The 26,122-nt window shown below is 67.4% G+C and carries 23 protein-coding genes; 10 read left to right on the top strand and 13 right to left on the bottom strand.

The genetic code is table 11. The features are described 5' to 3' along the window. Window positions 1-19: 19 nt before the first annotated feature. Window positions 20-1,318, top strand: a complete 1,299-nt coding sequence (locus tag ACZ6DL_RS33415; protein ID WP_466057151.1) for a YhgE/Pip domain-containing protein — start codon at window positions 20-22, stop codon at window positions 1,316-1,318. 14 nt (window positions 1,319-1,332) lie between these two features. Here the strand turns inward: ACZ6DL_RS33415 and ACZ6DL_RS33410 are convergent, their stop codons facing one another. Next, window positions 1,333-3,564, bottom strand: a complete 2,232-nt coding sequence (locus ACZ6DL_RS33410; RefSeq protein WP_466057149.1) for a glycoside hydrolase family 3 C-terminal domain-containing protein — start codon at window positions 3,562-3,564, stop codon at window positions 1,333-1,335. A gap of 84 nt (window positions 3,565-3,648) precedes the next feature. On the opposite strand from ACZ6DL_RS33410, the gene ACZ6DL_RS33405 reads away from it, so the two are divergent. Both ACZ6DL_RS33405 and ACZ6DL_RS33400 read left to right on the top strand, forming a co-directional pair. After that, window positions 3,649-4,263, top strand: a complete 615-nt coding sequence (locus ACZ6DL_RS33405; RefSeq protein WP_466057147.1) for a TetR/AcrR family transcriptional regulator — start codon at window positions 3,649-3,651, stop codon at window positions 4,261-4,263. Window positions 4,264-4,330: 67 nt separating this feature from the next. Next, window positions 4,331-7,237, top strand: a complete 2,907-nt coding sequence (locus tag ACZ6DL_RS33400; protein WP_466057145.1) for a UPF0182 family protein — start codon at window positions 4,331-4,333, stop codon at window positions 7,235-7,237. 19 nt (window positions 7,238-7,256) lie between these two features. On the opposite strand, the gene ACZ6DL_RS33395 is transcribed toward ACZ6DL_RS33400, so the two are convergent. The 5 genes from ACZ6DL_RS33395 to ACZ6DL_RS33375 all read right to left on the bottom strand — a co-directional run bounded on the left by ACZ6DL_RS33395 (window position 7,257) and on the right by ACZ6DL_RS33375 (window position 11,366). Beyond that, the gene (locus ACZ6DL_RS33395) at window positions 7,257-7,853 is read right to left on the bottom strand and encodes a DUF2165 domain-containing protein (RefSeq protein WP_466057143.1); all 597 of its coding nucleotides are present in this window, start codon (window positions 7,851-7,853) and stop codon (window positions 7,257-7,259) included. Between the two features lie 302 nt (window positions 7,854-8,155). Further along, window positions 8,156-8,671: a peptide-methionine (S)-S-oxide reductase MsrA gene (gene msrA / locus ACZ6DL_RS33390; RefSeq protein ID WP_393230735.1), complete on the bottom strand. Its 516-nt coding sequence runs from the start codon at window positions 8,669-8,671 to the stop codon at window positions 8,156-8,158. Then, window positions 8,668-9,123: a peptide-methionine (R)-S-oxide reductase MsrB gene (msrB, locus tag ACZ6DL_RS33385; protein WP_466057141.1), complete on the bottom strand. Its 456-nt coding sequence runs from the start codon at window positions 9,121-9,123 to the stop codon at window positions 8,668-8,670. The genes msrA and msrB overlap by 4 nt, the downstream gene beginning before the upstream one ends. 145 nt (window positions 9,124-9,268) lie before the next feature. Beyond that, window positions 9,269-10,429, bottom strand: a complete 1,161-nt coding sequence (locus tag ACZ6DL_RS33380; protein WP_466057139.1) for a hypothetical protein — start codon at window positions 10,427-10,429, stop codon at window positions 9,269-9,271. After that, complete coding sequence (locus ACZ6DL_RS33375; protein ID WP_466057137.1) at window positions 10,422-11,366, bottom strand: metal-dependent hydrolase; 945 nt, start codon at window positions 11,364-11,366, stop codon at window positions 10,422-10,424. The genes ACZ6DL_RS33380 and ACZ6DL_RS33375 overlap by 8 nt, the downstream gene beginning before the upstream one ends. Window positions 11,367-11,605: 239 nt before the next feature. Here ACZ6DL_RS33375 and ACZ6DL_RS33370 point away from each other — a divergent pair, with 239 nt between their 5' ends. Beyond that, entirely contained in the window at window positions 11,606-12,226 is a 621-nt protein-coding gene (locus ACZ6DL_RS33370) for a TetR/AcrR family transcriptional regulator (protein WP_466057135.1), read from the top strand. 72 nt (window positions 12,227-12,298) lie between these two features. On the opposite strand, the gene ACZ6DL_RS33365 is transcribed toward ACZ6DL_RS33370, so the two are convergent. Next, the gene (locus ACZ6DL_RS33365; RefSeq protein WP_466057133.1) at window positions 12,299-12,655 is read right to left on the bottom strand and encodes a nitroreductase/quinone reductase family protein; all 357 of its coding nucleotides are present in this window, start codon (window positions 12,653-12,655) and stop codon (window positions 12,299-12,301) included. 285 nt (window positions 12,656-12,940) lie between these two features. On the opposite strand from ACZ6DL_RS33365, the gene ACZ6DL_RS33360 reads away from it, so the two are divergent. Further along, window positions 12,941-14,164 (top strand): cytochrome P450 family protein, encoded by a 1,224-nt coding sequence (locus ACZ6DL_RS33360; protein WP_466057131.1) that lies wholly within the window; start codon window positions 12,941-12,943, stop codon window positions 14,162-14,164. 3 nt (window positions 14,165-14,167) lie between these two features. On the opposite strand, the gene ACZ6DL_RS33355 is transcribed toward ACZ6DL_RS33360, so the two are convergent. Continuing rightward, a complete protein-coding gene (locus ACZ6DL_RS33355) occupies window positions 14,168-14,824 on the bottom strand; it encodes a maleylpyruvate isomerase N-terminal domain-containing protein (protein WP_466057129.1) in 657 nt (218 codons plus the stop codon). Between the two features lie 270 nt (window positions 14,825-15,094). Here ACZ6DL_RS33355 and ACZ6DL_RS33350 point away from each other — a divergent pair, with 270 nt between their 5' ends. The 4 genes from ACZ6DL_RS33350 to ACZ6DL_RS33335 all read left to right on the top strand — a co-directional run bounded on the left by ACZ6DL_RS33350 (window position 15,095) and on the right by ACZ6DL_RS33335 (window position 19,883). Next, a complete protein-coding gene (locus ACZ6DL_RS33350) occupies window positions 15,095-16,897 on the top strand; it encodes a CocE/NonD family hydrolase (protein ID WP_466057128.1) in 1,803 nt (600 codons plus the stop codon). A 186-nt stretch (window positions 16,898-17,083) separates the two neighbouring features. Beyond that, a complete protein-coding gene (locus tag ACZ6DL_RS33345; RefSeq protein ID WP_466057127.1) occupies window positions 17,084-17,767 on the top strand; it encodes a TetR/AcrR family transcriptional regulator in 684 nt (227 codons plus the stop codon). A 160-nt stretch (window positions 17,768-17,927) separates the two neighbouring features. Continuing rightward, entirely contained in the window at window positions 17,928-19,226 is a 1,299-nt protein-coding gene (locus ACZ6DL_RS33340; protein WP_466057125.1) for an FAD-binding domain-containing protein, read from the top strand. 93 nt (window positions 19,227-19,319) lie between these two features. Next, window positions 19,320-19,883 carry a hemerythrin domain-containing protein gene (locus ACZ6DL_RS33335; RefSeq protein WP_393230755.1) on the top strand — a complete coding sequence of 188 codons (564 nt, stop codon included), beginning with the start codon at window positions 19,320-19,322 and terminating at the stop codon, window positions 19,881-19,883. 89 nt (window positions 19,884-19,972) lie between these two features. Here the strand turns inward: ACZ6DL_RS33335 and ACZ6DL_RS33330 are convergent, their stop codons facing one another. Together ACZ6DL_RS33330 and ACZ6DL_RS33325 are read right to left on the bottom strand one after the other, a co-directional pair. Then, complete coding sequence (locus ACZ6DL_RS33330; protein WP_040871593.1) at window positions 19,973-20,863, bottom strand: manganese catalase family protein; 891 nt, start codon at window positions 20,861-20,863, stop codon at window positions 19,973-19,975. A gap of 211 nt (window positions 20,864-21,074) precedes the next feature. Further along, window positions 21,075-22,751 carry a glycoside hydrolase family 13 protein gene (locus ACZ6DL_RS33325; RefSeq protein WP_466057122.1) on the bottom strand — a complete coding sequence of 559 codons (1,677 nt, stop codon included), beginning with the start codon at window positions 22,749-22,751 and terminating at the stop codon, window positions 21,075-21,077. Between the two features lie 134 nt (window positions 22,752-22,885). Between ACZ6DL_RS33325 and ACZ6DL_RS33320 the strand changes: the two genes are divergently transcribed. Continuing rightward, on the top strand, window positions 22,886-23,713 hold the full coding sequence (locus ACZ6DL_RS33320) for an SDR family oxidoreductase (RefSeq protein WP_466057121.1): 828 nt from the start codon (window positions 22,886-22,888) through the stop codon (window positions 23,711-23,713). Window positions 23,714-23,725: 12 nt separating this feature from the next. Here the strand turns inward: ACZ6DL_RS33320 and ACZ6DL_RS33315 are convergent, their stop codons facing one another. The 3 genes from ACZ6DL_RS33315 to ACZ6DL_RS33305 form a co-directional block, all read right to left on the bottom strand. Next, window positions 23,726-23,890, bottom strand: a complete 165-nt coding sequence (locus ACZ6DL_RS33315; RefSeq protein ID WP_466057119.1) for a hypothetical protein — start codon at window positions 23,888-23,890, stop codon at window positions 23,726-23,728. Window positions 23,891-24,010: 120 nt separating this feature from the next. Next, a complete protein-coding gene (locus ACZ6DL_RS33310; protein WP_466057118.1) occupies window positions 24,011-25,360 on the bottom strand; it encodes a family 1 glycosylhydrolase in 1,350 nt (449 codons plus the stop codon). Between the two features lie 95 nt (window positions 25,361-25,455). Next, window positions 25,456-26,037 carry a TerD family protein gene (locus ACZ6DL_RS33305; protein ID WP_040871596.1) on the bottom strand — a complete coding sequence of 194 codons (582 nt, stop codon included), beginning with the start codon at window positions 26,035-26,037 and terminating at the stop codon, window positions 25,456-25,458. Window positions 26,038-26,122: the final 85 nt, after the last annotated feature.

Here is a 26,122-nt window from a genome sequence, read left to right as displayed (position 1 = left end):
GGTGACTACATTTACTCGCATGACGGTTCGGACCTTCACCGCCCCGATCGCAGTGCTGACGGTGTTCGCGGCGCTGCTCGCCACCATGTACCTCGGCTACGCGGGCAATACCGAGAAGAACTTGCACGACTTCCCGATCGCCCTGGTCAATCAGGACGTGGGTGACACGCTGGACGGCAAACCCGCCAACATCGGCGCCCAGGTCACCGACGCGCTGGTCGCCGGGATCCCGGCGGAGAAGATCGACCTGCGTGTCCTGGGCATCGCCCAGGCGCGCGAACAGTTGCAGGACGGCGAGGTGTACGGCGCCATCGTCATCCCGTCCGACTTCACCAAGCGTCTGGCCATTCTCGGCGCGGCCGCCGTGGTCCCCGGAGAGATCGAGCGGCCGGTGATCACGGTCCATACCAATCCGCGCATCGGTCCGTATACCACCGGCATCATGCAGCGCGTCGCCGATCGCGCGTTGAACCAGGTGGACGAGACCGTCGGCAAGAACCTGACCGGGCAGGTGAACGCCGCCCTCGCGGCGGGTCCGGGAGCGCCGGTCGAACTCACCGGCGCGGCCAGGTTGATGCTCGCCGACCCGGTGCAGATCGTCACCGCGCCGTACCGCCCCATGGACGACGGTGCGGGCCAAGGCCTCGTCGCCTTCTTCTACACCTTGATCCTGCTGCTGGCGGGCTTCACCGGCGCCATGATCATCCACACGCTCGTCGACTCGGTACTCGGTTTCACGCCGACCGAGTACGGTCCGTGGTTCGTCCACCAGCCGGCCACCGGGATCTCCCGATTCCGGACACTGCTGGTGAAATGGGCGGTCGTCCTCACCGCGGCGCCGATCCTGTCCGGGATATTCCTCGCCGTTGCCGCCGCGTTGGGTGTTCCGCTGGGCAGCCCCCTGCTGTTGTGGCTCTACGGAATACTCGCCATCGTCGCCGTCGGCGTGACCGCGCTGGCCATCCTGGCCACCTTCGGTACCGCCGGACTGCTGGTCAACCTGATCCTGTTCGTCGTCCTGGGCCTGCCGTCGTCGGCCGCGACGGTCCCACTGGAGGCGACGCCGGCCTATATCGCGAAGCTGGCCGCCTTCGAGCCGATGCACCAGATCTACCTGGCCGTGCGCGCCATCATGTTCTTCGACGCCCACGCCGGAGCCGGTTTGGGCCACGGGCTGTGGATGACACTGCTCGGCCTCGGAATCGGACTGGTCCTCGGTGTCACGGCCACGTACGCCTACGACCGCCGTGGACTGCACCGCGCGACAGCGCCTCTCGGCAGTGCCCCTGCCGTGGGCGCGCCCGCCGTCGCCGGATGAACGGGTCCGGGCGATCAGTCGCCGGTGGCGGTCAGCAGCGCGTCGAGCTTCTGCGGGTCGACGCCGAAGCCGATGAGGCGATTCAGCGGAATGGAGGCGATCATCCGCATCATGTCCACCCCGAGTGCCGAGGCGTCGCCCATACTCTCGGACATGCCGCCGAACACGTCGGCCAGCACGGATGCCGCCCTCGGATCGGCCAAGGCCTCCCCGAGGGTCGACTCCGCCGTGATCGGGATCCGCAGTTCGTCTCCGGCGACGTCGACCAGATCACTGACGCGCAGGTCCCGGCTGGAAGCGCCTGCCCAGACCCGGTAAGCGCCGCCCTCCACGATCCAGCGGTCGACGCGAGTCTCCCAATAGGACAGATCGTCGCGGCGTAGCAGCATCGAGATCTCCTCGCGCGCACCCGGTTCCAGTTCGGCGGTCACCGCGACACCCTTCAGCTCGCGGGCCGGACGCGAGACGGAGGAGCCGGGCAGCGCGGTGTACACCTGCACCACCTCGCGGCCTCCGCGGGAACCGGTGTTGGTGATGCCGACGCGCACCGTGATGCCCGCTTCGCTCGCGGTGAGTGTCAGATCGGAGTAATCGAACGTGGTGTAGGACAGGCCGTGGCCGAACGGGTAGCACACGTCCATCTCCCGGCTGTCGTACCAGCGGTAGCCTACATACAGGCCCTCGCCGTAGCGCACGTGCGAATTCTCGCCCGGGAAATTCAGATAGGCCGGGGTGTCCTGCAAGCGGACCGGCACCGTCTCGGCGAGCCGCCCCGACGGATTCACCACACCGAACAGCACGTCGGCGAGTGCGCCGCCCCCGGCCTGGCCGAGCAGCCCGCCGTCCAGGATGGCGGGCGCCGACGCGGCCACCGGTCCCAGCCGCACCACTCCGCCGTGCGCGAGCACCACCACCGTGTCCGGTCGTACCCGCACCACCGCGTCCAGCAGATCCAGCTGCTCGGCGGGCAGCTCGAGATGCTCACGGTCGAAGCCCTCGGATTCCTGCGTGGCCGCCAGCCCCAGGAACAGCACCGCGACGTCCGCGTTGGCCGCGGCGGCGACGGCTTCCGCGCGCAACGAGTCGTTGTCCGCGTCCGTGTCGTCCGTGGCGAAACCTTGGCAGTAGGAAACCGTTCCGGAGCCCGCGAGCGCGCGGATCTCGTCCAGCGGCACATCGAGCCGGGTCGGGTTGACGTGTGAGCTGCCGCCTCCCTGATATCGAGGTTCCGTCGCGAATTCGCCGATCACCGCCAGCGAGCGCCCCGGTGTCAGTGGCAGCAGGCCACCGTCGTTCCGCAACAGGACGACGCAGCGTGCGGCGACCTCGCGGGCCAGGCGATGGTGGTCATCGGTGGTGTCGCCGGTGTGGGCCGTAGCGCGACCGGCCACAACTCGCGCCGCCAGCGTCGCGACGTTCCGCGCGGCACGATCGACGTCCGCCGGGTCGAGGGTGCCCGCGGCCATCGCCGCCATCACCTGGGCGTCGGAGACGCCGCTGCCGCCCGGCATCTCCAGATCCAGTCCGGCCGTCACGGCGGCGGGCCGGTCGGCCACCGCGCCCCAGTCGGAGACCACCGCACCGTCGAATCCCCATTCACCGCGCAAAATGTCGGTGAGCAGCCGGCGATTCTGCGCGGCGGGCACACCGTTGATCCGGTTGTAGGAGCACATCACCGTCCACGGCCGGGCCGTGCGCACGATGTGGGCGAACCCGCGCAGATAGATCTCGCGCAGCGGGCGCGGGTCGACATCGGAACTCGACCGCATCCGGTCGTGCTCGGCGTTGTTGGCGGCGAAATGCTTGAGGGAGGCGCCCACTCCGGTGCTCTGCAGCCCCGTGACCCATGCCGCGCCGAGTAGGCCGGTGAGCAGCGGATCCTCCGAGTAGTACTCGAAATTGCGGCCGCCGCGCGGATCCCGCTTGATGTTGACGCCCGGCCCGAGCAGCACGTCCACGTCCAGGGCGCGGGCCTCCCGGCCCAGTGCCGCGCCGACCCGGCGCACCAGTTCGGTGTCCCAGCTCTGCGCGAGCCCCACCGCGGGCGGGAAGCAGGTGGCGGGCAGGCTCTCGGCCAGCCCGAGGTGATCGGTCGCCCCCGCCTGCCTGCGCACACCGTGCGGGCCGTCGGTCATGGTCACCGAGGTCACGGGACCGATCGCCTTGGTGGTCCAGAAGTCCGCGCCGCTGCCGAGCGCGGCGCGCTGCTCCGGCGTCAGATCGGCGAGGTCGGGCTTGCTCGTCATCGAGGCTCCTCGGGTCGAGACCGTTACCAAAAACAGTATGCCATTCGGTTTTCCCAGCCGGACTGTTCCGAGTACAGTCACGGCGTGGCTCGGCGCGGCGCGTATTCGAAAGGGATCGCCAAACGTGCGGAGATCCTGGAGGCGGCGCTGGAGATCGTGGCACGCGTCGGATACAGCAGGACGACCGTGCGTGAACTCGCCGAGGCCGTCGGCCTGAGCCAGACCGGGCTACTGCACTACTTCGGCAGCAAAGAGCAGCTTTTCGCCGCCATCCTGGCGCGTCGCGACGAGGCCGATCGTGCGGCCTTCACCACCCCGGCCGCGCCGCCCGATCTGCCCGCCGCACTGCTGGGCCTGATCCGGCACAACGCGGAAGTCCCCGGCCTGGTCGAGCTCTACACTCGCTTCTCCGCTGAGGCCACCCGCTCGGGCCACCCCGCCCACGAGTACTTCCGCGACCGCTACCGCACCGTCCGGGACGCCCTCACCCGCGCCGTCGCCGACCTCCGCGAATCCGGCCGTCTTCCCGCCGATCTCGACCCCGGGCGCTTCGCCGTCATCGCCATGGCCCTCCTCGACGGCCTGCAAACGCAATGGTTGTACGACCCGGACGTGGACATGGCCGACCACGTGGCGTACCTGTGGGAGCTGATCGAGCGCCCGGCCGACCGGCCCGAACGGTTTTCCCCACCCCGGTAGTATCGGACTCAGCGGTTTCGCGTCGGCCGTACCGTCATCGGCCGGGCGGCAGCCACGGGAGTGGGAAATGAGCGCACGCGACGGCCCCAGCCTGCGGCGGTGGCATCGCAGCACCCGGGTGCTGGTGATCGCCGCCACGGTGTTCGTCGTGTCGTTGTTGATCGTGCCCCGCTTGATCAGGGGCTATGTCAGCTGGCTGTGGTTCGGTGAAGTCGGCTTCCGTGGCGTCTGGCTCACCGTCCTGCTCACGCGGTTGTCGCTGTTTCTCGTCGTCGCGCTCATCACCGGCGGCGTCCTGTTCGTGGCGATGTGGCTCGCGTTCCGGTTCCGCCCACTGTTCCTGCCGGAGTCCGGGGAAGAGGACAGCCTCCGGCCGTTTCGGGCGATGGTGATCCGGCGTCCGCGGCGGTTCGGTCTGGGTGTCGCTGTCACGGTGGGACTCATCTGTGGCCTCGCCGCGCAGTCGAGCTGGATGACCGTCCAGCTGTTCGTCCACGGCGGGTCGTTCGGTGTGTCGGACCCGCAATTCGGGCACGATGTCGGGTTCTTCGTCTTCGACCTGCCTTTCTACCGATTCGTCGTCAACTGGTTGTTCGTCGCCGTCCTGTTGGCCTTCGTCGCCGCGCTCGCGACGCACTACCTGCTCGGGGGGCTGCGGCTGTCCGGAAAGGCGGGCGGCCTGACCTACGCGGCCCGCGTCCAGCTGGCGGTACTCGCGGGCAGCTTCATCGTGTTGAAGGCGGTCGCCTATTGGCTCGACCGGTATTCGCTGCTCTCCAGCAGCAGCAAGGAACCCACCTTCGCGGGCCCGGGCTACACCGACATCAACGCGGTGCTGCCCGCTCGCCTGATTCTCTTCGCGATCGCGCTCATCTGCGCGGCGGCGGTCTTCGCCGCGATCGTGCTGCGGGATCTGCGGATCCCGGCGATGGCCGCCGCGCTGCTGCTGTTGTCATCGATCTTGGTCGGAGCTGTCTGGCCGTTGGCCGTCGAGCAGTTCTCCGTCCGCCCGAACGCCGCGGACATGGAGCGCGTCTACATCGAACGCAATATCGCCGCTACCCGGCAGGCCTACGGGATCGGCGGCGACCGAGTCGAGTACCAGCCTTATTCCGGCGTCGGAACCAAGCCGCCGTCGGAGGTTCCCTCGGACGTCACGACGCTCGCCGACGTGCGTCTCCTGGACCCGAACGTGCTGTCCCGGACGTTCACCCAGCAGCAACAGCTGAAGAACTTCTACAGCTTCCCACCGCATCTGGACCTGGACCGTTACCGCATCGGTGGACAACTGCGCGACTACGTGGTCGCGGCACGGGAGCTGACGCCGAGCGCGCTGAGCGGTAACCAGCGCCATTGGGTCAACCGCCACACCGTCTACACGCACGGCAACGGGTTCGTCGCCGCACCGGCCAACCGGGTCAACGCGGCGGTCCGCGAGGCCGTGGGCGACGCCGCCAGCAGCAACAGCGGATACCCGATCTACGCGGTCGGTGACATCGCCTCCCAAGCCGCCGGGCATCAGGTGATCCGAGTGGATCAGCCCCGCGTCTACTTCGGCGAAGTGATCGCCCATGCGAGTCCGGACTATGCCATCGTGGGCGGCGGCACGCAGCCACGCGAGTACGACACCGACACCACCACGTACACCTACGCCGGCGCCGGTGGCGTCCCGATCGGGAACTGGCTCGATCGCCTCGCCTTCGCCGCGACCTACACCGAGCGCAACATCGTCTTCTCCAAAGCGATCGGTCCCGGGTCGAAGATCATCTTCAATCGCGATCCGCGCCACCGCGTCGAACTCGTCGCACCGTGGCTGACCACCGACAACAATCCCTATCCCGCGGTGGTGGACGGCCGTATCGTCTGGATCATCGACGCGTACACCTCGATCGACGGCTACCCCTACGCCAAACGCAGCTCGCTCGAAGCGCTCGAACAGGGGGACGATACCGACCGGGGATCGCCTCGGCAGGTCTCCTACGTGCGCAACTCCATCAAGGCCACCGTCGACGCCTACGACGGCACAGTGCGGCTCTACCAGATCGACCGGCAAGACCCGGTCCTGGCGGCCTGGATGAAGGTCTTCCCCGGCACGGTCGAACCCGAGGAATCGATCACCCCGCAACTGCGCGCCCACTTCCGGTATCCGGAGGACTTGTTCACGATCCAGCGCGAGATGATCGCGAAATATCACGTCGACGAACCCCGGGAGTTCTTCACCACCAACGCTTTCTGGTCGGTGCCCAGTGATCCCACCGTGGAAACCAACCCGCACCAACCGCCGTTCTACGTCCTACTCGGTGGCCAAGGCAGCGCGGAGCCGTCGTTCCGGCTGGCCAGCGCGATGGTCGGCTACAACAGGGAATTCCTCTCCGCCTATGTCTCCGCCCGCTCCGATCCCGAGAACTACGGCAAGATCACCGTCCTGCAGCTGCCCACCGACACCCTCACCCAGGGGCCGCAGCAGATCCAGAACTCGATGATCTCCGATACCAGGGTGGCATCCGAGCGCACCCTCCTCGAGCGCTCGAACCGGATCCAATACGGCAATCTGCTCACCTTGCCGATCGCCGACGGCGGCGTGCTCTACGCCGAGCCACTGTTCACCGAACGGATCTCGACGGCGCCGAACGCCTCGACCTTCCCGCAGCTGGCGCGGGTTCTGGTCAGTTATCGCGAACCCGGCACCGGCGGCGTCCTCGTGGGATACGCGCCGACTCTCGCCGAGGCGCTCGACCAGGTGTTCGGGCCCGGCACCGGCCGGCTCGCCACACCACCCGGCGGCGGCCCCGGCGCTCCACTGCCCCCGGGCCAGCAGCCGGTGGCGCCGCCGTCGGGGCAACCGCAGGCGCAAGGGCCGCCGCCGGTGGATCAAGCGAAGATCGCCGACCTGAACAGGCAGATCGATGAGATCCGCGCTGCCCTCGAACGCCTGCAGAAGCAGCTGAGCGAACTCGAGCGCAACGGTCGCTGACGCGGGCGTCGGTGCCCGCTTATCGCGGCAGAACCTGGTCCGATTGCGTTGCCGTCGAGACACTTTCGGGTCCGGGGCTACGCTGAGCGTCGGGTAGGTGTACGAGGATCAGGCCGATGCCCGCGATGAGGAAGTTCTGCAGCGCGGCCGAGGAGGCGTTCACATCGTCGTTGGCCCACATGCGGAACCATTCGCCGCCGACGGTCAGGAACCCGCCCAGGAACAGCAGCACCGCCATGGTCCAGCCCAGGCTGGACAGCCGCACGGCCGCATCGAGACCGGCTCGAAGCCGGCGCGGCCGTCCGGCCAGCACCCGGACCCACGCGGCTCCCGCGGCCAGCAGCACGAAGGCGATCAGGAACTCCCAGATCACGACCAGAATGTAGGCGACGAGCGCGACGTTGCCGTTGGTGATCGCGCGCCAATCCGTTCCCGGATTGTGGATCGTCGCCTTCATCGACAGCACGGCGGCGACCCCGTTGCGATTGGTGTCGGTGTCCACGCAGTTGGTGAACGCGACGAACAGATAGTAGAAGCCGGTGATCGTGGCCAGTGTCGCCACCGCCATCCGGCGGCTACCCACCACATCGAGAAACCTTGCGCCGCTGCGCGTCATCTGCCTACCTCGGGTCGACTGGCATGAAGGTCCGGACATCCAGGCGCGGACGATCATATCGGCGTACGCATGCGTCTTCTCCCCATGGCGGGGGAGTCGGAGCCGGTCGAAAACCCGCTACCGCAAGTCTTTCCGTCCGCCGGGCGAAAACGACGATCTCGCGTGCCCGCTTCCGCCGCGGTGGTTGCGCGGTATGGCCGGAACGCGGCGACTGCGCCACCCGCGAGGATGGCGCAGTCGCATACTTTCGGCTCGGACGTCTCGGCGGTTACCGGGGCGCGGTGCCGCCGAGCCCGCGCGTCCTACTGCGCGGTGGTCTGCCGCTTCGGAAGCTTCCAGCCCGGGCGGGGGAAGTGGCAGGTGTACCCGTCCGGGTAGCGCAACAGGTAGTCCTGATGCTCCGGCTCGGCCTCCCAGAACTCGCTCGCCGGGGTGACCTCGGTGACCACCTTGCCGGGCCACAGCCCGGAGGCATCCACGTCGGCGATGGTGTCCAGGGCGACGCGCTTCTGGTCCTCATCGAGATAGAAGATCGCCGAGCGATAGCTGGTCCCGATGTCGTTACCCTGGCGGTCCTTCGTCGAGGGATCGTGGATCTGGAAGAAGAACTCCAGCAGTTCCCGATAGTCCGTCCCGGCCGGGTCGTAGACGATCTCCACGGCCTCCGCATGGCCCGGGTGGTTCCGGTACGTGGGATGGTCGTTGCGCCCACCGGTGTAGCCGACGCGTGTCGACACCACCCCCGGCTGCTTGCGGATCAAGTCCTCCATGCCCCAGAAGCATCCACCGGCCAGGATGGCCTTCCGCGTGTCGCTCACGCCTCCTCCTTCGCGAAGAGAGTCCTGTACTGCCCATAGCCCTCCGCCTCGAGGTCGTCGAGGCGGATGAACCGCAGCGCTTTCGAGTTGATGCAGTACCGCAAGCCGCCCGCCTCGCGGGGGCCGTCGGTGAACACATGCCCGAGATGACTGTCTCCGTGCGCCGAACGCACTTCGGTGCGGACCATCAGATGACTGAAGTCCCGCTTCTGCACCACGTTCCCGGCGTCGATCGGCTTGGTGAAACTCGGCCATCCCGATCCGCTGTCGAACTTGTCGACCGAGGCGAACAACGGCTCGCCGGAGACCACATCCACGTAGATGCCCGGCTCGTGGTTGTCCCAGTACTCGCCCGTGAACGCCCGCTCGGTCCCGTTCTCCTGAGTGACGTGGTACTGCTCAGGGGACAGGGCGGCGATCGCCGCGGGATTCCGGTTGTACTCCCGTGCCACATGACCTCCTCATATCGGCCCCACGTACAACCCGGGCGCAGGCCAGGAAAATCCCGGGCGAGCCGGGCGTCACACCACGGCCGGGCCGACCGCGTGGCAGGGCCCCACCTCGGCGCTACCGGCGGCTCCGGTTCCTCGCAGCCTGTTATGCCGTCGGACTCGCGGCTGTTACCGGAGCGGTGGCAACCGCGCTTTCCGCAGGCTTCGTCCGTGGCACCGTGAACACGGCGATCACGCAGAGAAACGCGACCACGAAGCAGGCGAGTGTGTACCAGAGATTCCCGATCGGGTCTCCCTCGCTCGTCCTGCCGTCGACGGCGCCGAAGAAGTCGGGCAGCGCGGTCACCCAGAGCAACGCCATCACGCCCAGGTACACCACGCTGTAGATACGGACGAAGTCGTTCGAATAGGGCGCGCTGTCCGCGCCGTCTCGTCGCAGCCGGAGCCATCGGCGGGTGAGAATCAGGACGGCGACGACGGTGACGACGACCAATTCGGCGGCGTAGAGCACTCCGCGCACGGTGGTACTCCCCATGCCGAATACCGTTGCGGGTATCGGCAACACGCCTGTGCCCAACGATGCCAGCACGCCGATGACAACCGTACGCCAGACCAATCGCACCGCGGAGAACGTCTGCCCCTGATCGACGTGCCGGCCGACGAACCATTGGACGCAGAACGCCAGCGACATCGGCCACAGGGCGGCGAAGACGACCACACTCGGCAGCGGCACCGAATCGAACATCGGCTGATTGATCGGATTGTCGATCGACCATTCCCACCAGCGCAGCTGCGGGCCGAGATGGTCGAAGATCTCATAGAAGGCATGGTGGACGAAGCCCACGCAAACGGACCCGATGAGCACCCCGTGCTGCCGGAAGACTCCGAGTATCCGGACGATCTCGAAGGCCAGAGTGGCCATGAACGGGTAGATCGCGACGATGTAGAGCGGTAATCGGCCCCAGAGGAATTCCACGGTGAACAAGTTGTGCGCGAACATCGTGTCCACGTGTTCGTCGATGCCGAAGGCCGCCGGGAAGTACAGCGGGGGTTCGATGATGAACAGGTACGCGGTCGCGCCGAACCAGAGCACCAGGTTGGTGGGGTCGCCGTGGCGGCGCAACCGCACGATCGCGTAGACCAGCGCGAGTACCGCGCCCAGGACGATCGTGACCTCGAGAACGGGCAGTGTCCAGTTCTCCAACGCGAAGGGGTTTCGCACCTCGACCGGTCCGCCTGCCTGCTCGCACGAGAAGCCGAGCGCCGTGGCGAGCCGGTCGAAGGTGGGTGCGCAATGATCAGCCATCGGTCCGGCTCCTAGGGGCGACCGTGCCGGCGGTGTACCAGTGCGAGACGTCGTAGCCGTCCTCGTAGCGCTGGAACCATACGTCGGCGAGCGCGGGCAGCTTCTCGTGGTCCGGGTTGTGCTTGGGCAGCTGACTGCGCACGACGCCCGCCAACGCGACGAGTTGCTCACGGAGCGGGAGGTGGTCGAACGCCCGCGGCATCGGACCGTGGTCCTGCGACCGGAGGAACGGCAACCACGTGCGTAGTTTCTGCCCGCGACGGTAGGACGCGAACATCGACAACGCGTCGACCTTCCGTTCCTCTAGCGGCACATGCCGGTTGAAGCCCGCGCAGGCCACCCTGATCACCTTCAGCACGTGACGGAAGATCGACGGCGCCATGCGCATCCGATACACGTCGCTGCCGACGACGGAGTCGAAGATGATCAGCGCCGAACTGCGATGTTCGACTTCTTCGACGAAATGCCAGATGAACAGGGACGCGACCCGGTCGTCTCCCGGCCGGAAGAGGGTCGCGTCGTTGTCGAGCATCAGTTTGAACACCGGGGTGAAGGTCGCCTCCAGATCGGCGGTGTAGGCGAGCCGGTATTCGACCGACGTGTTCACGGTGAGGCGGTCGAATTCCGCGATCACTTCGTTGAGCGTCTCCTGCAACCCCGGGTACCGCCGGATCAGGGCGTTGGCATGTTGGCGGTGCGCGGTGGAGTGCTGGCCTTCCTGCCGCACGAACGCGTCGGCTTCCTCGGCGACCTCGGGATCCGTGATCAGGGGCATGGCCTCCCGAATCATGTTGACGATCATCTTCTCGAAGCCGATCGCCAGGAAGGACACCGCATTGGCCATCGAGGAGAAGGCCGGGTTCTCCTCGTTCCACAAGAAGGGCACGTCGTAGTCCGCGAACGCGAAGCGCATCTTCCGGACTTGAAGGTCGGTCACTGGGCTGTACCTCGTCTTTCGGGATCGAACAGGTCCGGCGGCGTCTTCCGGTGTCGCCGAGCCACGTTGGACGTGATCATACACACAACGGCATTTGTGTATGATCAGAATGGATGTTCGAATCGCGGGAGGGCCGACGGCACCGCCTGTGATACCGTCGAGCCCTTGGTCAGGGGTGCCGGCAGGCTTTCTGATCAGCGGGTTCGCAAGCGACGGGCGTCGAGCCGAGGAAGCGGGCAGTGGCAGGAAGGCGCGGGTGGGGCGGGAGCCCGCCGAAAGACGACGAGGAGGCGTCTCGTCGGATAGTCGCCGCCGCCGTCGACTTGATCGGCCGGACGGGGTCGGAGATCAGCATCGCCGACGTCGCGGAGTCGCTGGGCGTCATCCGTCAGACGGTCTACCGATACTTTCCCAGTGCCGATGCGCTGATGACGGCCGCGGCGATCGCGTCGGTCGACGGTTTCCTCGATCGGCTGGCACGACACGTCAGCGGTATCGAGGACGCGGTGGAAGCGATGACCGAGGGAGTGGTGTACACCCTGGCCGAGGTGCGTCGAACACCTCATCTCGGCATCCTGCTGTCGAGTACCTACTCGAACGTCCACCCCGAAAGCCTGACGTCCGAAGAGGCGCAAGCCTTCGGAATGACGATGATCAAACGCTTCGACGTCGATTGGGAGCAGTACGGCTACGACGACGAGTCGCTGCACGAGCTCGTCGAATACGTCCTGCGGACGATGCAATCCTTCTTCATCTCCCCCGGTAATCCACCCCGGAGCGAGGAGGAGCTGCGGCGGTATCTACGCCGCTGGATGGGGGCCGCGATCATCGCCCAGCTGAAGCCGTCCGCAAGCGTCTAGCGCCGCCGGGTGGCACCCTCGGGCGTGGCCGCGTCCCAGGCGCTCCCTGTGCCGGCGGGGGAGATGCGGCGATCAGGTCGCGTCGTTCAGCCGCACCTTCACGAGCACCCGCCCGCGTTCGTCGCGCTGCGCAACCGCGTGCCCGTGCCGCTGAGCGCCGTCGAGCTGCAGGGTGATCGGGCCGCCGTCGTCCAGGAAGTTCCGCCACCAAGATTTCTTGTCCGGCATGGCGACCCCGATGACGAGTTCGTCTCCCTTGCGCCGGTAGTTGACCGGCGTGCTGAACGTCCGCCCTGATCGCCGCCCCACGTAGGTGATCACCACGAATCCCTTGCCCAGCAGCCGCCCGAGCAGCGGCAGGTCGAGGAGGGAAGTCACCCCGGCGTTCAGCGCTCCCACGGTACGTCCCAGCGCCGTCTTCGGTTCCACAATTTCCTCCCGGCCGGTCCCGCGGACAAATCCGAACACGCCACTCTAACCGCCACACCGGTTCTCGGCCGCGCCGGCGGGGGCGGCCGTTTCCTCGACGTGCCCTCGCTCCTGCCAACCGGCACTCGCTGTTGCGCAGCTCCGGAATTTCGTTTTCCGACGCTCGAGTTCTGGTTGGAGGCAGGATCCGCCCATTGCTCGGCTGCGCGGCCGAACGCGCCGCGATACTCGTGCACGACCGTCCCTACGACGGCTGAAGGGTTCACGCGCAGAAGGGAATTCCCCATGACAACCAGCCTGCCCGCATTCCCCGCCCCGGACGAGGATCTGCTGGACACCTGCCTCCGGCTCCGGGAGATCGCGCCGGTGGTCGAGGTGGAGTTTCCCGGCGGCGTGCCCGCCTACCTGGCTCTGACGCACGACGCGGTGCGCGAGATCCTCGCCGGGGACAACAAGACGTTCGCCCGGGATCCCAAGCACTGGCCGGCCCTGTACGACGGTTCCATTCCGGAGGACTGGCCCTTGCGCGCCATCGTGCAGGGCGATCACCTGTCCACCAAGGACGGTGACGACCATCGGCGGCTTCGCGGCCTGATCAGCAAGGCCTTTACGCCTGGCCGGGTGAAGGCGCTGGAGCCGCGGGTCCAAGAGATCATCGACCGGTTGCTGGACGAGGTGGTGGCCGCCGGTGACGGCGTCGACCTGGTGCCCACCTTCACCGAAGCGCTGCCGATGGCGGTGATCTGCGAACTGTTCGGCGTGCCCGAGCATGAGCGGGATCGACTGCGGCGCTGGACCGCGACTCTGCTGGCGCACACCACTCCGCCCGAAGAGGCGTTCGCGACGCAGAACGCGCTCATGCTGTACCTGTACGAATTGGCTGATCGCAAGCAGCGGCAGCCGGGCGACGACCTGACCACGGGCCTGGTGCAAGCCCGCGACGAGGGCGACAAGCTGACCGCCGAGGAACTGGTCGCCGTCCTGTGGATCATGCTGGTCGCCGGCCACGAAACCACGGTGCACATGCTGGGATACGCCATCCTGGCGCTGTCGCGACACCCCGATCAGCTCGCGCTGGCCAAGGCCGAGAATCGCTGGGCCGACGTGGTCGAAGAGACTGTGCGGTACCGGCATTCGGTGATGATGACCAGCTGGCGGTTCACGTTGACCGACGTCACGGTGGCCGGTGTGGCCATTCCCAAGGGCAAGGCGGTCGGCGTCGCCTACCAGGCCTGTGGGATCGATCCCGCCGAATACGGCGAGACCGCGAACGAATTCGACATCACCCGCGAGCAGCGGGGCGGACATCTCGGGTTCGGCCACGGACCGCGTTACTGCATCGGCGCGGGCCTGGCCCGTCTGGAGGGCAGGCTCGCGCTCGCCTCGCTCTACCGGAGGCTGCCGGACCTCGAGCTCGCCACCGACCCCGCCGATATCCCGTACTCGCCGTCCTTTTTCACCATCGGTCCGCTGTCCGTGCCGGTCAAACTGGGTGGCGGAGCGCGGTAGCGCTCACCCGAGGACGAAAGGGAGCCGCGCGGCCAGCTCGTCCAGTTCGGCCGTCTCCGTCTCGGTCGGCGCCCGTCGACCTGTGCCGATCAGCAGCGCGTCGGTGTCGGAGAACGAGAGAGGGAACGCGGCCCCGGCGATCTTCTCCAGCATCTCGCGTGACCGGCCGAGACCCTCCGCGGGCGGCTCGGTCGCGCCAGGGAGGTGCGCGATCAGGTCGAGGTGGTGCAAGGTGCTCTCCAGGACGTACGCGCACAGGTAGTCGCCCGCGGTGAGGACCTCATCGCGGGTGCCGACCCGCAGCTCGGGGTCGGCGAGGCGGGCCGCGCGCCCGGCGGCCGCGCCGACGTCCTCGAAGTGAATTTTCAGCAACCGCGGCTCCCGGTACGCCGCGGCCAGCCGCACGATCAGCGCGTCGAGGGGGTCGTCGCCGGTCGGCGCCGTATCGGCCACCTCCCAGTAGGTCACCGCGTCGCGCGTCGGTTCGGCTTCGGCAGGGGTCACGAGGGTGATCAGGATGTCCTGGGCGTCGATGATCAGATGGCACACCAGATCTCGCACGAGCCAGCCGGTGCAGCCGGACGGCTGCGCGAAATCCTCGTCCGAAAGGTCGGCGACCGCCGTGCGCAACGCTGTCCAGGAGCGTGAGAAGTCATCCACGGCCCGGAAGCTAGCAGTGTGCGGCGCGGCCCGCGACGGATTCGGCGCTCCGGGTTCGCCGAGTGGCCGAGACCGGTCGCCCACGGTAGCGGGGCGAAGCAGGCACACGTGCGGCCGGGTAGTCGAATATTGCAACGTTTCCGCAGGTCATCGGCCTGTTGCGAACGAGGAACGCATCGGCGATTCCTGGGACAACTGATCACATGCCATGTCACGCTGCTGCAGTCCGCAAATTCGCAGCAAACTGGCACGGAAGGATCGATGACGTCTATGTCGCAAGGAGATCCGATCGTCGGGACCACGTCCGAACAACTCTCGCGGATCGCCGTCGAGGGAGCTTGGGACGCTCGGGGGCAGGTGCGCCCGGAAGCAGTGCAGTTCGCATCGAACCTGGTGACCGCGGTGCGGAACCGCAGTGGCGAGGGGCTGGTGCCCGACGACGTGGCGGACCTGGTGAGCCGGGCACTGAACGTTGCCGTGCCGTCGTTTCCCCGCATCGAGGCGTCGGGGGGAATCGGGCTCTCGGCGCACATGCTGCGGCAGACCACCACCCGGCCGTGCCCGCTGGTGGTCGTTCCCGCCGGATGGACGCCGTTCGGGTGGCCGTTGTTCGAGTACGCCTACCTCGTGCTGGCGTCCAAGGGTTATCACGTGCTGGCGTATACCCCACGCGGCATCGGCTTGTCCGCCCTGCCGGGGACGAACATCCCGTGGTTCGGCACGTCCGAAGGCACGGTCGACGTGGCCGGTCCGCGGGACCGGGTGGACGGCTCCACGGTCCTGACCTACGCGATCGATGAGCTCGCCCCCAGCCGCGTCGCCTTCATGGGCGAGTCGTACGGCTCGGGCATCAGCCAGATCGTGGCCGCGCACGACCCCCGAGTGAACGTCGTCGTCGCCCTGAGTACCTGGGGCAACCTCGCCACGAGCATGTACGACAACGGCACCCGCCACCTCAGGGCGGTCGAAGCGCTGATCGGGTTGACCGGCGGAGCCAAAGAGGACAAGTTCGACGAAGAGGCGCTGGAGATCCTGGCGAAATTCGCCGAGGGCGACGACATGGACCCGGTGGTCGATTGGGGCACCGAACGCGCTCCGGAAAGTTACGTCGGTTCCCTCAAGGTTCCGACCTTCTTCTCCAACACCTGGCACGAGGGCCTTTTCCCGGTCAACCAGGTTCTGGAGACCTTCGAGAAAATCCCGGGCCGGAAACGGTTGAACATGTGGATCGGCGACCATGCCGCGCCGGAAGGTCCCGGCTTGATCGCTCCGCCCGCGGCCGGTGCCGGGCCGAACGTGCCGCTGCTCGAGGCGTACGCCTGGCTCGATCACTACCTCAAGGACGAGCAGAACGGTGTCGACGGGTGGCCGGAGATCAGCAATCAGGTCATGTTCACCTACGTGACCACGCCGGCCTCCGGGAACGATCAGAACGTGATCATCGAGCCTGCGCGCCGCGAGGAGAAGGCGTCGTGGTCCGACGTCACGACCGACGGCGAATCACTGGCCCTGACCGATGAGCGCGAGGGTGGGGACGGCGCGCTGATCCCCGACGTCGCTTCCGGATGGGAACGCAGTTTCATCGTTGGCGAGCAGCCCGAGGTCGTCGCCATGGACAAGCTCATGGTGACCGGCCAGGAGGAGTGGGCGGGCAACCCGAAGATCTACCGGACCGCCGAGATCGACCGCACCCACGCCCTGGTCTGGTCGACGGGGCCGCTACTCGCGGCGCGCGATGGTGTAGCGCGGCAGATTCGCGGGATCCCGCGGCTGCAGGTGACCGTGGACAGCACCGACGAATCGGCGACCGTGGTGGCCTACCTGCTCGATGTCGACGAGGACGGTTCGGCGACGATCGTCACGCACGAGCCGAAGACCATCGAGTCGGACCTGCCCGCCACCGTCTCGTGGGAGTTGCAGGCGGCCGCCTATGACGTGCCGGACGGTCACCGGTTGATGCTGGTCATCGACGGCCTGGATCCCCTGTATTCCAGCGCCAACAGCGTCGGCGCACGGATCACCGTCAGTTCGCCGGATGGCGCTCCCTCCTGCCTGGAGTTGCCGCTCGGCTGACCGCCGCGCGTGGCCCGGGACAGCCATCGGTTCCGGGCCACGTCCGAGGAGACGGCCGGGGGCGTCCCGTGCCATCGGCGGTCGAGCGGTCGATCGCAGCACCGCCGGTAGCCGGAGTCGGACGCGACCGGCAGCCGTCGCAGCGGCCCGGGCGCGTGGCCGCGGCAGGCTCGGTAGTCTGCAGAGGTGTCCGCCGCGCCTGCCGACGCCGACGCACCGATCGTTCCGGTGCGAGACGGAGTGTTCTTCACGCTTCCGGCGGCATTGCCGCGCGGTCGGCACAATCTGGGGCGCGAGCAGGTGATGGCCGCCCAGCGGGAACGGCTGCTGGCCGCGGTCACCGAATTGCTCGCCGCTCGCGGTTACGCCGGATTCGGGCCCACCGACGTCGCGAAGCGGGCCGGCGTCTCGCTGGCGGCCTTCTACGACGTGTTCGCCAACAAGGACGAATGTGTCTTCGCGGGATACGACCGCTTCATCCAGGTGCTGCTGACCCAACTGACCGGCGCCGACATCAGGGGCCGAGACCGCCGGTCCATCGTCGCCGACGCGCTCGGTCGCTACCTCCGCTCCCTGCAGAACGACCTGGTCGTCGCTCGCGCCTACCAGGTGGAGATCGACGCGCTCGGGCCCGCGGTGCGGCGGCGCAGACGGCGCTCGATCCGGCTGTTCGCCGAGTTCATTCGCGGTCTGGTGCAGGCCGCGACCGGCAGTCGGCAACCATTGCTGTCCGTCACGGCTTACATGGGCGTGGTCTACGCCGTTCGCCAACTCACCGCCGACGCGCTCGACGAGTCGGACGCACCGGATCTGCCCGCGCTCAGCGCCGACCTGGAACCCTGGCTCACCGATCTCTTCCGCGAACGCTGAGGCGATCGCGTCGCCGGCTTGACACGACAGTCACCGTCCCTCAGCATTGGCGTAAAGAATTTTACTCCGATACCCGCCCGCATCCGCGTGGCCGCAGCCGAATGTCCGATACCGCCGTCGTCGATCGCGACGGATGCCTGTCGTCGAAAATAACCATCGAATGGCCGTAACAATCGCACTTTTCACGCGTGACCTGCGCGTGCACGACAATCCAGCCCTACTGGCCGCGGTGCGCGAGGGTGCCGGGGTGGTTCCGCTCTTCGTCGTCGACGACCGGATCGTCGGCAGTGCCCACCCGGCCGGGAATCAGCTGCGCTTTCTCTCCGCCGCGCTGGCCGAACTGGATGCCGAACTGCGCTGCGCCGGAGGGCAACTGGTGATCCGGCACGGTGACTACGTCGACGCGGTGGATCGGGTGGCGGCGCAGGTGCACGCCGACAGCGTCCACATCGCCGACGACGCCACCTGGTACGGCCGGTGCCGGGCACGAGCGCTGCGCGAACGGCTGGCGCGACGCAGCTGCCTGCTGCACACCCATTCCGCCACCCTCACCGCCGTCGATCCGTTCGATTGCGCCTCGCGCGGACCGAACGACCCAATTCCGGACTTCGCTACCTACTTTCGCCGGTGGCTGGAGGTTCCCAAGCGGCGTCCGCTGGACACGCCCACCGAGTTGATCGTCCCACGCGTCGACAGTGATCCCGTACCGAAGTTCGACGAACTCGGCGACGCCGCTGTCTCGCCGCAACTGGCCGTCGGCGGCGAGATCACGGGTCGCGCGCTGTGGCGGGGCTGCACCGCCGACCGGAAGCAACCGCGCGACCCCTCCAGCGGCGACCTCACGCGGGAGGGATGTGCCCGGCTGTCGCCCTACCTGCATTTCGGTTGCCTGTCCGCGGCGGAGATGGTGTATCGCACCGACATGGCGACGGCGGACGGACGCGCCTTCGTCCGTCTGCTCGCCCGGCGCGATTTCCGGCTCCAGTTCCTCGCCGCCCGCGCCGGCATCGCGCGGTCCGGTGACCGCCCACGTGATCGGCAGCCGCACGATCCGGTCGCGGCCCGTGCCTGGTGCGACGGCCGTACCGGATACCCGATCGTCGACGCGGGCATGCGGCAATTGGCCGCGCAGGGATGGATGCCGGAACGCGCCCGGGCGATCGCCGCCAGTTTCCTCACCACGACGCTGCGGGTGGACTGGCGGGTCGGCGCCGACCATTTCCGGCGGTGGCTGCTCGATGCCGACGCGGCGAGCGACCGCTGCACCTGGCAGCAGGCGGGGCGTCTGTACCGGGGAGCCCTCGGCACGGCCGAACGCTACGACCCGCACGGTAACTATGTGCGGCGCTGGATACCGGAACTGGCTTCGCTGCCGGGTTCGGAGATCCATCGCCCGTGGCGCCATAGCGTGCCGGCCTCGGTCTATCCCGCTCCCATCACGGGCACCACCAGCAACTGACCGGCCGGTCCCGCGGTTTCGCGTGCTCGCTGCCGGGTACCGCGACGGACGTAGTTCGTCAGCCCGACTCGAGAGCCCGAGGGGAGATCAACTATGGCAACCACGATCGACTCCACCACCGACGCGATCGATTTCCTCATCCATCAGCACGGCCGGATCAAGCAACTGTTCATCGAGACCGCCGACACCTCCGACCCCGTGGAGCGGGAGAGCAAGTTCTTCGAATTGCGGCGCCTGCTCGCCGTGCACGAGACCGCCGAAGAAGAGATCATCCACCCGCGCGCCCGGCGTGAGATCGGTGATGGCGCGTCCATCGTAGACGCACGGCTGGAAGAGGAGAACAAGGCGAAAAAACAGCTCGCCGAGATGGAATCGCTCGACATCAGCTCGATGGAATTCCAGGTGCGGCTGGCGAAGCTGCGTGCAGCGGTGCTGGCGCATGCCGACCACGAAGAACGGGAGGAATTCACTCGGCTGCGCGAGGAACTCGACGACGAAGCCCTGCGGCGATTGCGTAAGACGGTCGAACTCGCCGAGACGATGGCGCCGACCCGGCCGCATCCCGGCGTGGAATCGGCCACCGCGAACGTGCTGGTCGGCCCGTTCGCCGCGATGATGGACCGAGCCAAAGACATGATCAGCAGGCCGAGGCACTGATCCCGACGTGCATGCCCCGCGGCGCGCGGCCCCGAGGTGCCGCGCGCCGCGTCGTCGGACGCCCGACTGCCCGTCGGGCGTATCGCAGGTCAGTCCGGGATGTGCAGTTCGTGGGTGAACGGTTTGGTGCCTTGGACCGCGGGCTCGCCTTCCGGGTTGGTCTCGGCGCCGTGATTCACTCGCTCGTCGGAATCGAGCCATTCGGTGACCGGATTATCGATGTAGCGCCATTCCGTGCCCGCGGGCCACGGTCCCTGTCCTTCGTTCCAAGGGCCGCGGGCGCTCGCGGCGCCGTTGGACATGTTGAACGCGACATTCTGGAACCGGTCGTCGCCGGGCAGTGCTCCCGGCGGGAAGTTGACCGGCAATTCGTTCAGCGCCGCGGTGAACTGCTGGAAGTGCGCGATCTCGCGGGTCATCAAGAACGAAAGCGTGTCCTGCACACCGGGATCGTCGGTGAATTGCTTGAGATACTCGTAGACGATCTTGGCGCGGGACTCCGCCGCGAGATTGCTGCGCAGGTCGACCGAGGGTTCCCCGTTGGCGTCGACGTACGAACCCGACCACGGCACGCCCGCGGCGTTCGTGACCACGGGCCCGCCACCGCTCAGCGCGAAGTACAACGGATTGGCCGCGGCCTGATGGATCACCTGGTCACGTCCGTCGGACGTGGACACCATCGGCATCCAGTCGCATCGCTCGTTGGCTTGCTTCAGATCGTCGTTGAGCCCGTCGAGCAGCATGGTGATCATGGCGCCGACGATCTCGAGGTGACTGAGTTCCTCGGTGGCGATGTCCATGAACAGGTCGTAGGTTTTCGGGTGCTTACCGCGCAGCAGGAACGCCTGATTGAAATACTGCATGGCGGCCTTCAATTCGCCGTTGGCGCCGCCGAACTGCTCTTGCAGCAGAGTCGCGAAACGCGGATCCGGCCGGTCCACGCGAACTTCGAATTGCAAATCCTTGTTGTGTGTGAACATCGCTCTCCTTACCAGTACGGTCGGCTGTTCGAAATGGCTTCCAGTGCCTGATCCAGCGCAGGACGAGCAAGAGATGAGTTACGTGTTCGCTGGCGACGATACGGGCTCCGGTACCCGGGCGTTCGCAACGACACGAGCGGCGGAAAGGGGATAACGCTCCGTCGCTTTCGGTCACGGGCGGTGATGCCGCTAGCGGCCGCGACGACCACCTTCATACGCTGCGCCGCTCGAACCCGTTCCGGAGGATCGCCGGGTCGTCTTGGTGGTCGGTGACCTCGAGCCATGCCGCGCTGTCGGTGGGCAGGGCGTCCGACGTCCGAGGCTCGCTGGACAGCAAGACCCGCTCGTGCGTGGGCAGCGCGATCGGCGCGCTCGAAATGTTCACCACGCAGACCAGGCCGGGGGAGCGATGGAGGGCCAGCACCCCTGGAGCGCTGGGCAGCCACGACCAAGCGCCTTCCCCGAGCGCGGGATGGTCGCGGCGCAGACGCAGCGCCCTGTGGTAGAGGTCAAGTATCGAATCCTGTTCCCGCATCTGGAGTTCGGCTGTCGATGACACCCAGCGCCGGGGCTGTGGCAGCCAGGGTGGCGTGTCGTCCGGACCGAACCCGAAGGGGGGCCGGAACCCGCTCCACGGCAGTGGGACGCGGCACCCGTCGCGGCCGCGCACCGTGTGGCCCGAGCGCTCCCAGGTCGGGTCCTCGAGCACCTCCACGGGAAGATCCTCGACCTCCTCCAAGCCGAGTTCCTCCCCCTGATAGAGATACGCACTGCCGGGGAGCGCGAGCATCAGGAGCAACGCCGCCCTGGCGCGCCGCCGCCCCCGCGCCACGTCGACCGGGCCGTGCGGTTCGTGGTGCGAACCGCCACCGCGGGTGGACGCCCGCCCGTAGCGGGTCACATGCCTGGTGATGTCGTGGTTGGACAGCACCCAGGTCGGTGGGGCCCCGACCGCCTCCAGCGCTTCGGTCGTGCAATCGACCACGGCCCGCAGCGCGGCGGCATTCCAGGAGCACCGCAGGAAGTCGAAGTTGAACGCCGTGTGCAGTTCGTCCGGACGCACGTAGCAGGCGAGGCGCTCGGGTTTGGCCACCCACGCTTCGGCGACGAAGACACGATCCGGCCCGTAGGAATCCGCGATCTCGCGCCAGCCGCGGTAGATTTCGTGCACTTCCGGCCTATCCCAGTGCGGGTGGCCGGTCCGATCCGGCGGTTCCATCATGTCCTCGTGATCGGTCTCGATATCCGGCAGATCGGCATGTTTGACCAGCCCGTGGGCCACGTCGACGCGGAAGCCGTCCACGCCTCGATCCAGCCAGAAACGCAGGATCGACTCGAACTCGGCACGGACATCCGGATGCGCCCAATCCAGATCCGGCTGGTGGACGTCGAACAGGTGCAGATACCACTGCCCGTCCGTCACCCGAGTCCACGCCGGGCCGCCGAACACGCTTCGCCAATTGTTGGGCGGACCGCCGGATGGCGCGCCGTCCCGGAACAGGTAGCGGGCTCGCTCCGGCGAACCCGGCCCGGCCGCCAGCGCCTCCTCGAACCAGGGATGCCGATCCGAGGTGTGATTGGGGACCAGGTCCACGATGACGCGCAGGCCGTGCGTGTGCGCTTCTTCGATCAACGCTTGCGCGTCCGCCAGCGTGCCGAAGCGCGGATCGATGTCGCGGTAGTCCGCGACGTCATAGCCTCCGTCCGCCATCGGCGACGGGTACCAAGGAGTTATCCATATCGCGTCCACCCCGAGGTCGCGAAGATAGGGCAGCCGAGACCGGATACCGGCGATATCGCCGACGCCGTCGCCGTTACCGTCGCAGAAGCTTCGGATGTAGATCTCGTAGATCACGGCGTCGCGCCACCAAGGGGCATCCGCAGCCATCGTCACGCTCTCCTCTCGGTTCGCTGCAGGTCGGGTACCCGGAATCGAAAGTCGTAACGTCGCGTGTTCCGAGGGCGGGCAGGGGTGGCCGCGACCACGGGTGTGGTCGGTGCCCGGCCGGGTAGTCGCGGAGCATGGCTACTACAGCTCTTCTTCCAGAAGATCGAGCGGGCGCTCCGCGGCGAGCCGTGGTGACCGGGGGAGACTCCGGGATCGGTGCGGCGATCGCGGTCGCGCTCGCCGCGGGTGGGACCGACGTCGGTCTGACCTTCCACAGCGACCGGCGCGGCGCGGAGGATACCGCGGCGCAAGTGCGTGAACAGGGGAGGACCGCCGCCGTGCGCCGCCTCGACCTGGCGAACCTGCCGTCCGCCGCGTCGGTCGTCGACGAACTCGCCGACGAACTCGGCGGCCTCGATGTGCTGGTGAACTGCGCAGGTACCGGGTCGGCTCAGAAGGTGATGGAGATGGACTTCGACACCTGGCGGCACGTGCTGTCGGTCGACCTCGACGGCGCGTTCCTGTGCGCCCAGCGCGCCGCCGAGCACATGATCGCCGCGGGCAGCGGTGGCCGGATCATCAACATCACCAGCGTGCACGAGCACGCGCCGCGCGTCGGCGCCGCGCCGTATTGCGCGGCCAAAGCGGGTCTGGGAGCGCTGACGAAAGTACTGGCGCAGGAACTCGCCGAATACGACATCACCGTGAATTCGGTCGCGCCGGGCGAGATCTCGACACCGATGACCGGTCAGGAAGACGTCGATCCGCGTGAGCAGTCCCGCCCCGGCGTACCACTGGGGCGAACCGGTCACGCCAAAGAGGTCGCCGCAGTGGTGGCGTTTCTGGCCGGACGGGAGGCAAGCTATGTCACCGGCGCGTCCTACGTCGTGGACGGCGGCATGCTTTTGATGGGTCCGCAGGCGAGCAGCATGCTGACCGACGAGAAATGGCGCACGCCATGACCGCTGATCCGGCTATTCCTCGCCGCTGCGGGGCAGCGCGCTGAGTTCGAGAAGGCTGTCGACCAGGGTGCGGGCGTCGGGGAAGCCCAGTACCCGGGCGGCGATGTGCAGGTCGTCGAGGGTGTACGGATGCGGATCGGCCACCGGTACCCAGCGTCTGATGGGGGTCGTCGGCATAGCGGGCACTTCTCCTTTCCGAGGGAGTGCCGGACCGATCGCCCGGTCAGCACTCGAGTCAGGCTATGACGCGAGCGAGCGCGCCGGTGTCCAAGATCCTGGACACCGGCGCCGTGACTGCTACCGCTCCGCTACTGGGGACAGGCAGCTGGCGGGTGGATCGACGAACACGCAGATGGCCGGGCCGCGGGTGGGTCGGTAGTCGCCGGGGACTCCGCCCCCGGCGATCACCTGCGTGTAGGTGCCGACGGCGTCGGTGGGGCGGCGGGTGAGGCGGGGGTCGGTGCGCACGTCCACGGTGTAGAGCCCGAATCGTGGTGTGTAGCTGCCCCATTCGTAGTTGTCGGTGAGGCTCCAGTAGTTGTATCCCATGATGTTCATGCCGTCGGCCGCGGCGCGCTGGATCCAGTAGACGGTGTCGCGGAGGTGATCGCTGCGGGTGTAACCGTCGGCGCGGGGGCGGCCGTTCTCGGTGGGCATCCCGTTCTCGACGATATAGAGCGGTTTACCCGGCAACCGGCGCGAATAGTATTGCAGCGCATAGTAGATGCCCTCCGTGCGCAATGGCAGATCCCAGATCTGCGGTCCGGGCAGATTGGGCATGGCCGAACCGCTGGCCCGCGCGATGGACTCGATCAGCGACTGCGCCGGATCGTAGGCGAAGTAGTAGTCGACGCCGACGTAGTCGAGGCGATCTGCGATGCGATCGATCAGCGGGCCGTTGACCTGCGCCTCCGAGCCGGCGACGTAACCCACATTACTGGTCACCTGCGCACCCGGCTGCCTCTGATGGATGTAGTCGTAGGCGGCGTTGTGTACCTGTGCGACCCGCTCCAGCATCTCACCGGAGTCCGCGGCGCCCCTGCGGGCCTCGTGCACGATGTAGGCCACGGGCTCGTTCACGGTCACCCACAACGGGTTGCGGGAGGCGTAGCGGTCGACGACGGCGCGCATGTTGGCCAGCCAGTCGTCGACCATGCGCGGGTTGCGCCAGCCCCCTCGGTCGGCGGCCCAGCCGGGATACACCCAGTGATCGAGCGTGATCATGGGTCGCATCCCGGACTGCTCGACGGCGCCGATGACGGAGTCGTAGAAGCGGAATGCGCCCTCGTCCCAGACTCCCGGCGCGGGTTGCAGTCGGGCCCACTCGATTCCGATCCGGAACACCCGCGCACCGAGGTCCGCGGCGAGCTGGATGTCCGACGCGTATCGGCCGTAGAAGTCGACCGAATCGCCCAGGCCGTCGTATCCGGGTGTGGCCCCGATGTACCTCGTCCAATTGCTGTCGGGCGCATGGCCTTCGGACTGGAAACCAGAAGTCGATACGCCCCAGAGGAAATTCCCGCCCAGTACCGGTAGGCCGGCCACCGGCTGTACGGGCGGGGTGGCCGGCGATTGCGTGGCGAGCAGCAGCGTGGATGTCGCGCCGGCGAGCGCGGCCAGGACGTACCGACGGAACCGAGATCGCATTGGCCCAGAGTAACTGGGGCAGTCCGTCGGGAGGCGGAATCCGCGTATCAGCGCGATTCGATGACGCGGACGATCCCGGCCCTGGTTTGCCGTCGCTATTGCATGGCGAAACGCAGAAGTGCCTGCATGTCACCTTGTTTGATCTTGCCTTGGCGATTGAGGACTTCGAGCTGCCATTGGTCGCCGTTGCGGAAGGCGCGGGCCACCGCATTGGCGTTGTCGGTGCCGAGCAGTGAGGGCCAGATGTCGGCGACCTGCTGGCTGTTACCGCCGGTGGCGTCGTAGACCTTGAAGGAGATGTTGTTGGCCTTGTCGAAGGAACTGCCCTTCTTGAAGGCGGCGGCGACGAAGATGATGGCGTCGATCGCGGTGGGGACGTCGGCGAAGGTGACGTGGATGGTCTCGTCGTCGCCGGAGGCGGCGCCGGTCTGCTCGTCGCCGGTGTGCGCGACCGAGCCGTTGCCCAGTGGGTCGAGCGAATCGAGTCCCGCGAAGCGCACCGGTTCGCTGCCCTGCATGAGAACGGCGACCAGATCCAGGTCGACACCGCGTTTGCGGCGCGCCCAGCCGAGTGCGCCACCGCTCGTGCCGGAGGACGGATCCCAGCTCACCCCCACACTCAACTTCGTGATCCCCGCGAGGTCCGCGGCACCGTCTTCTTTTCTGAGCGTAATCACGACATCAGGATACTGATGCGGCGCCGCCGCGCCCGCGATGACGAAAACCCCGGCTGCTCACGGCTGTCCGGATTCGTCGCGGCAC

The organism is Nocardia sp. NPDC041819 (assembly GCF_055590505.1).
This window is presented reverse-complemented; position numbering and strand designations above follow the sequence as displayed.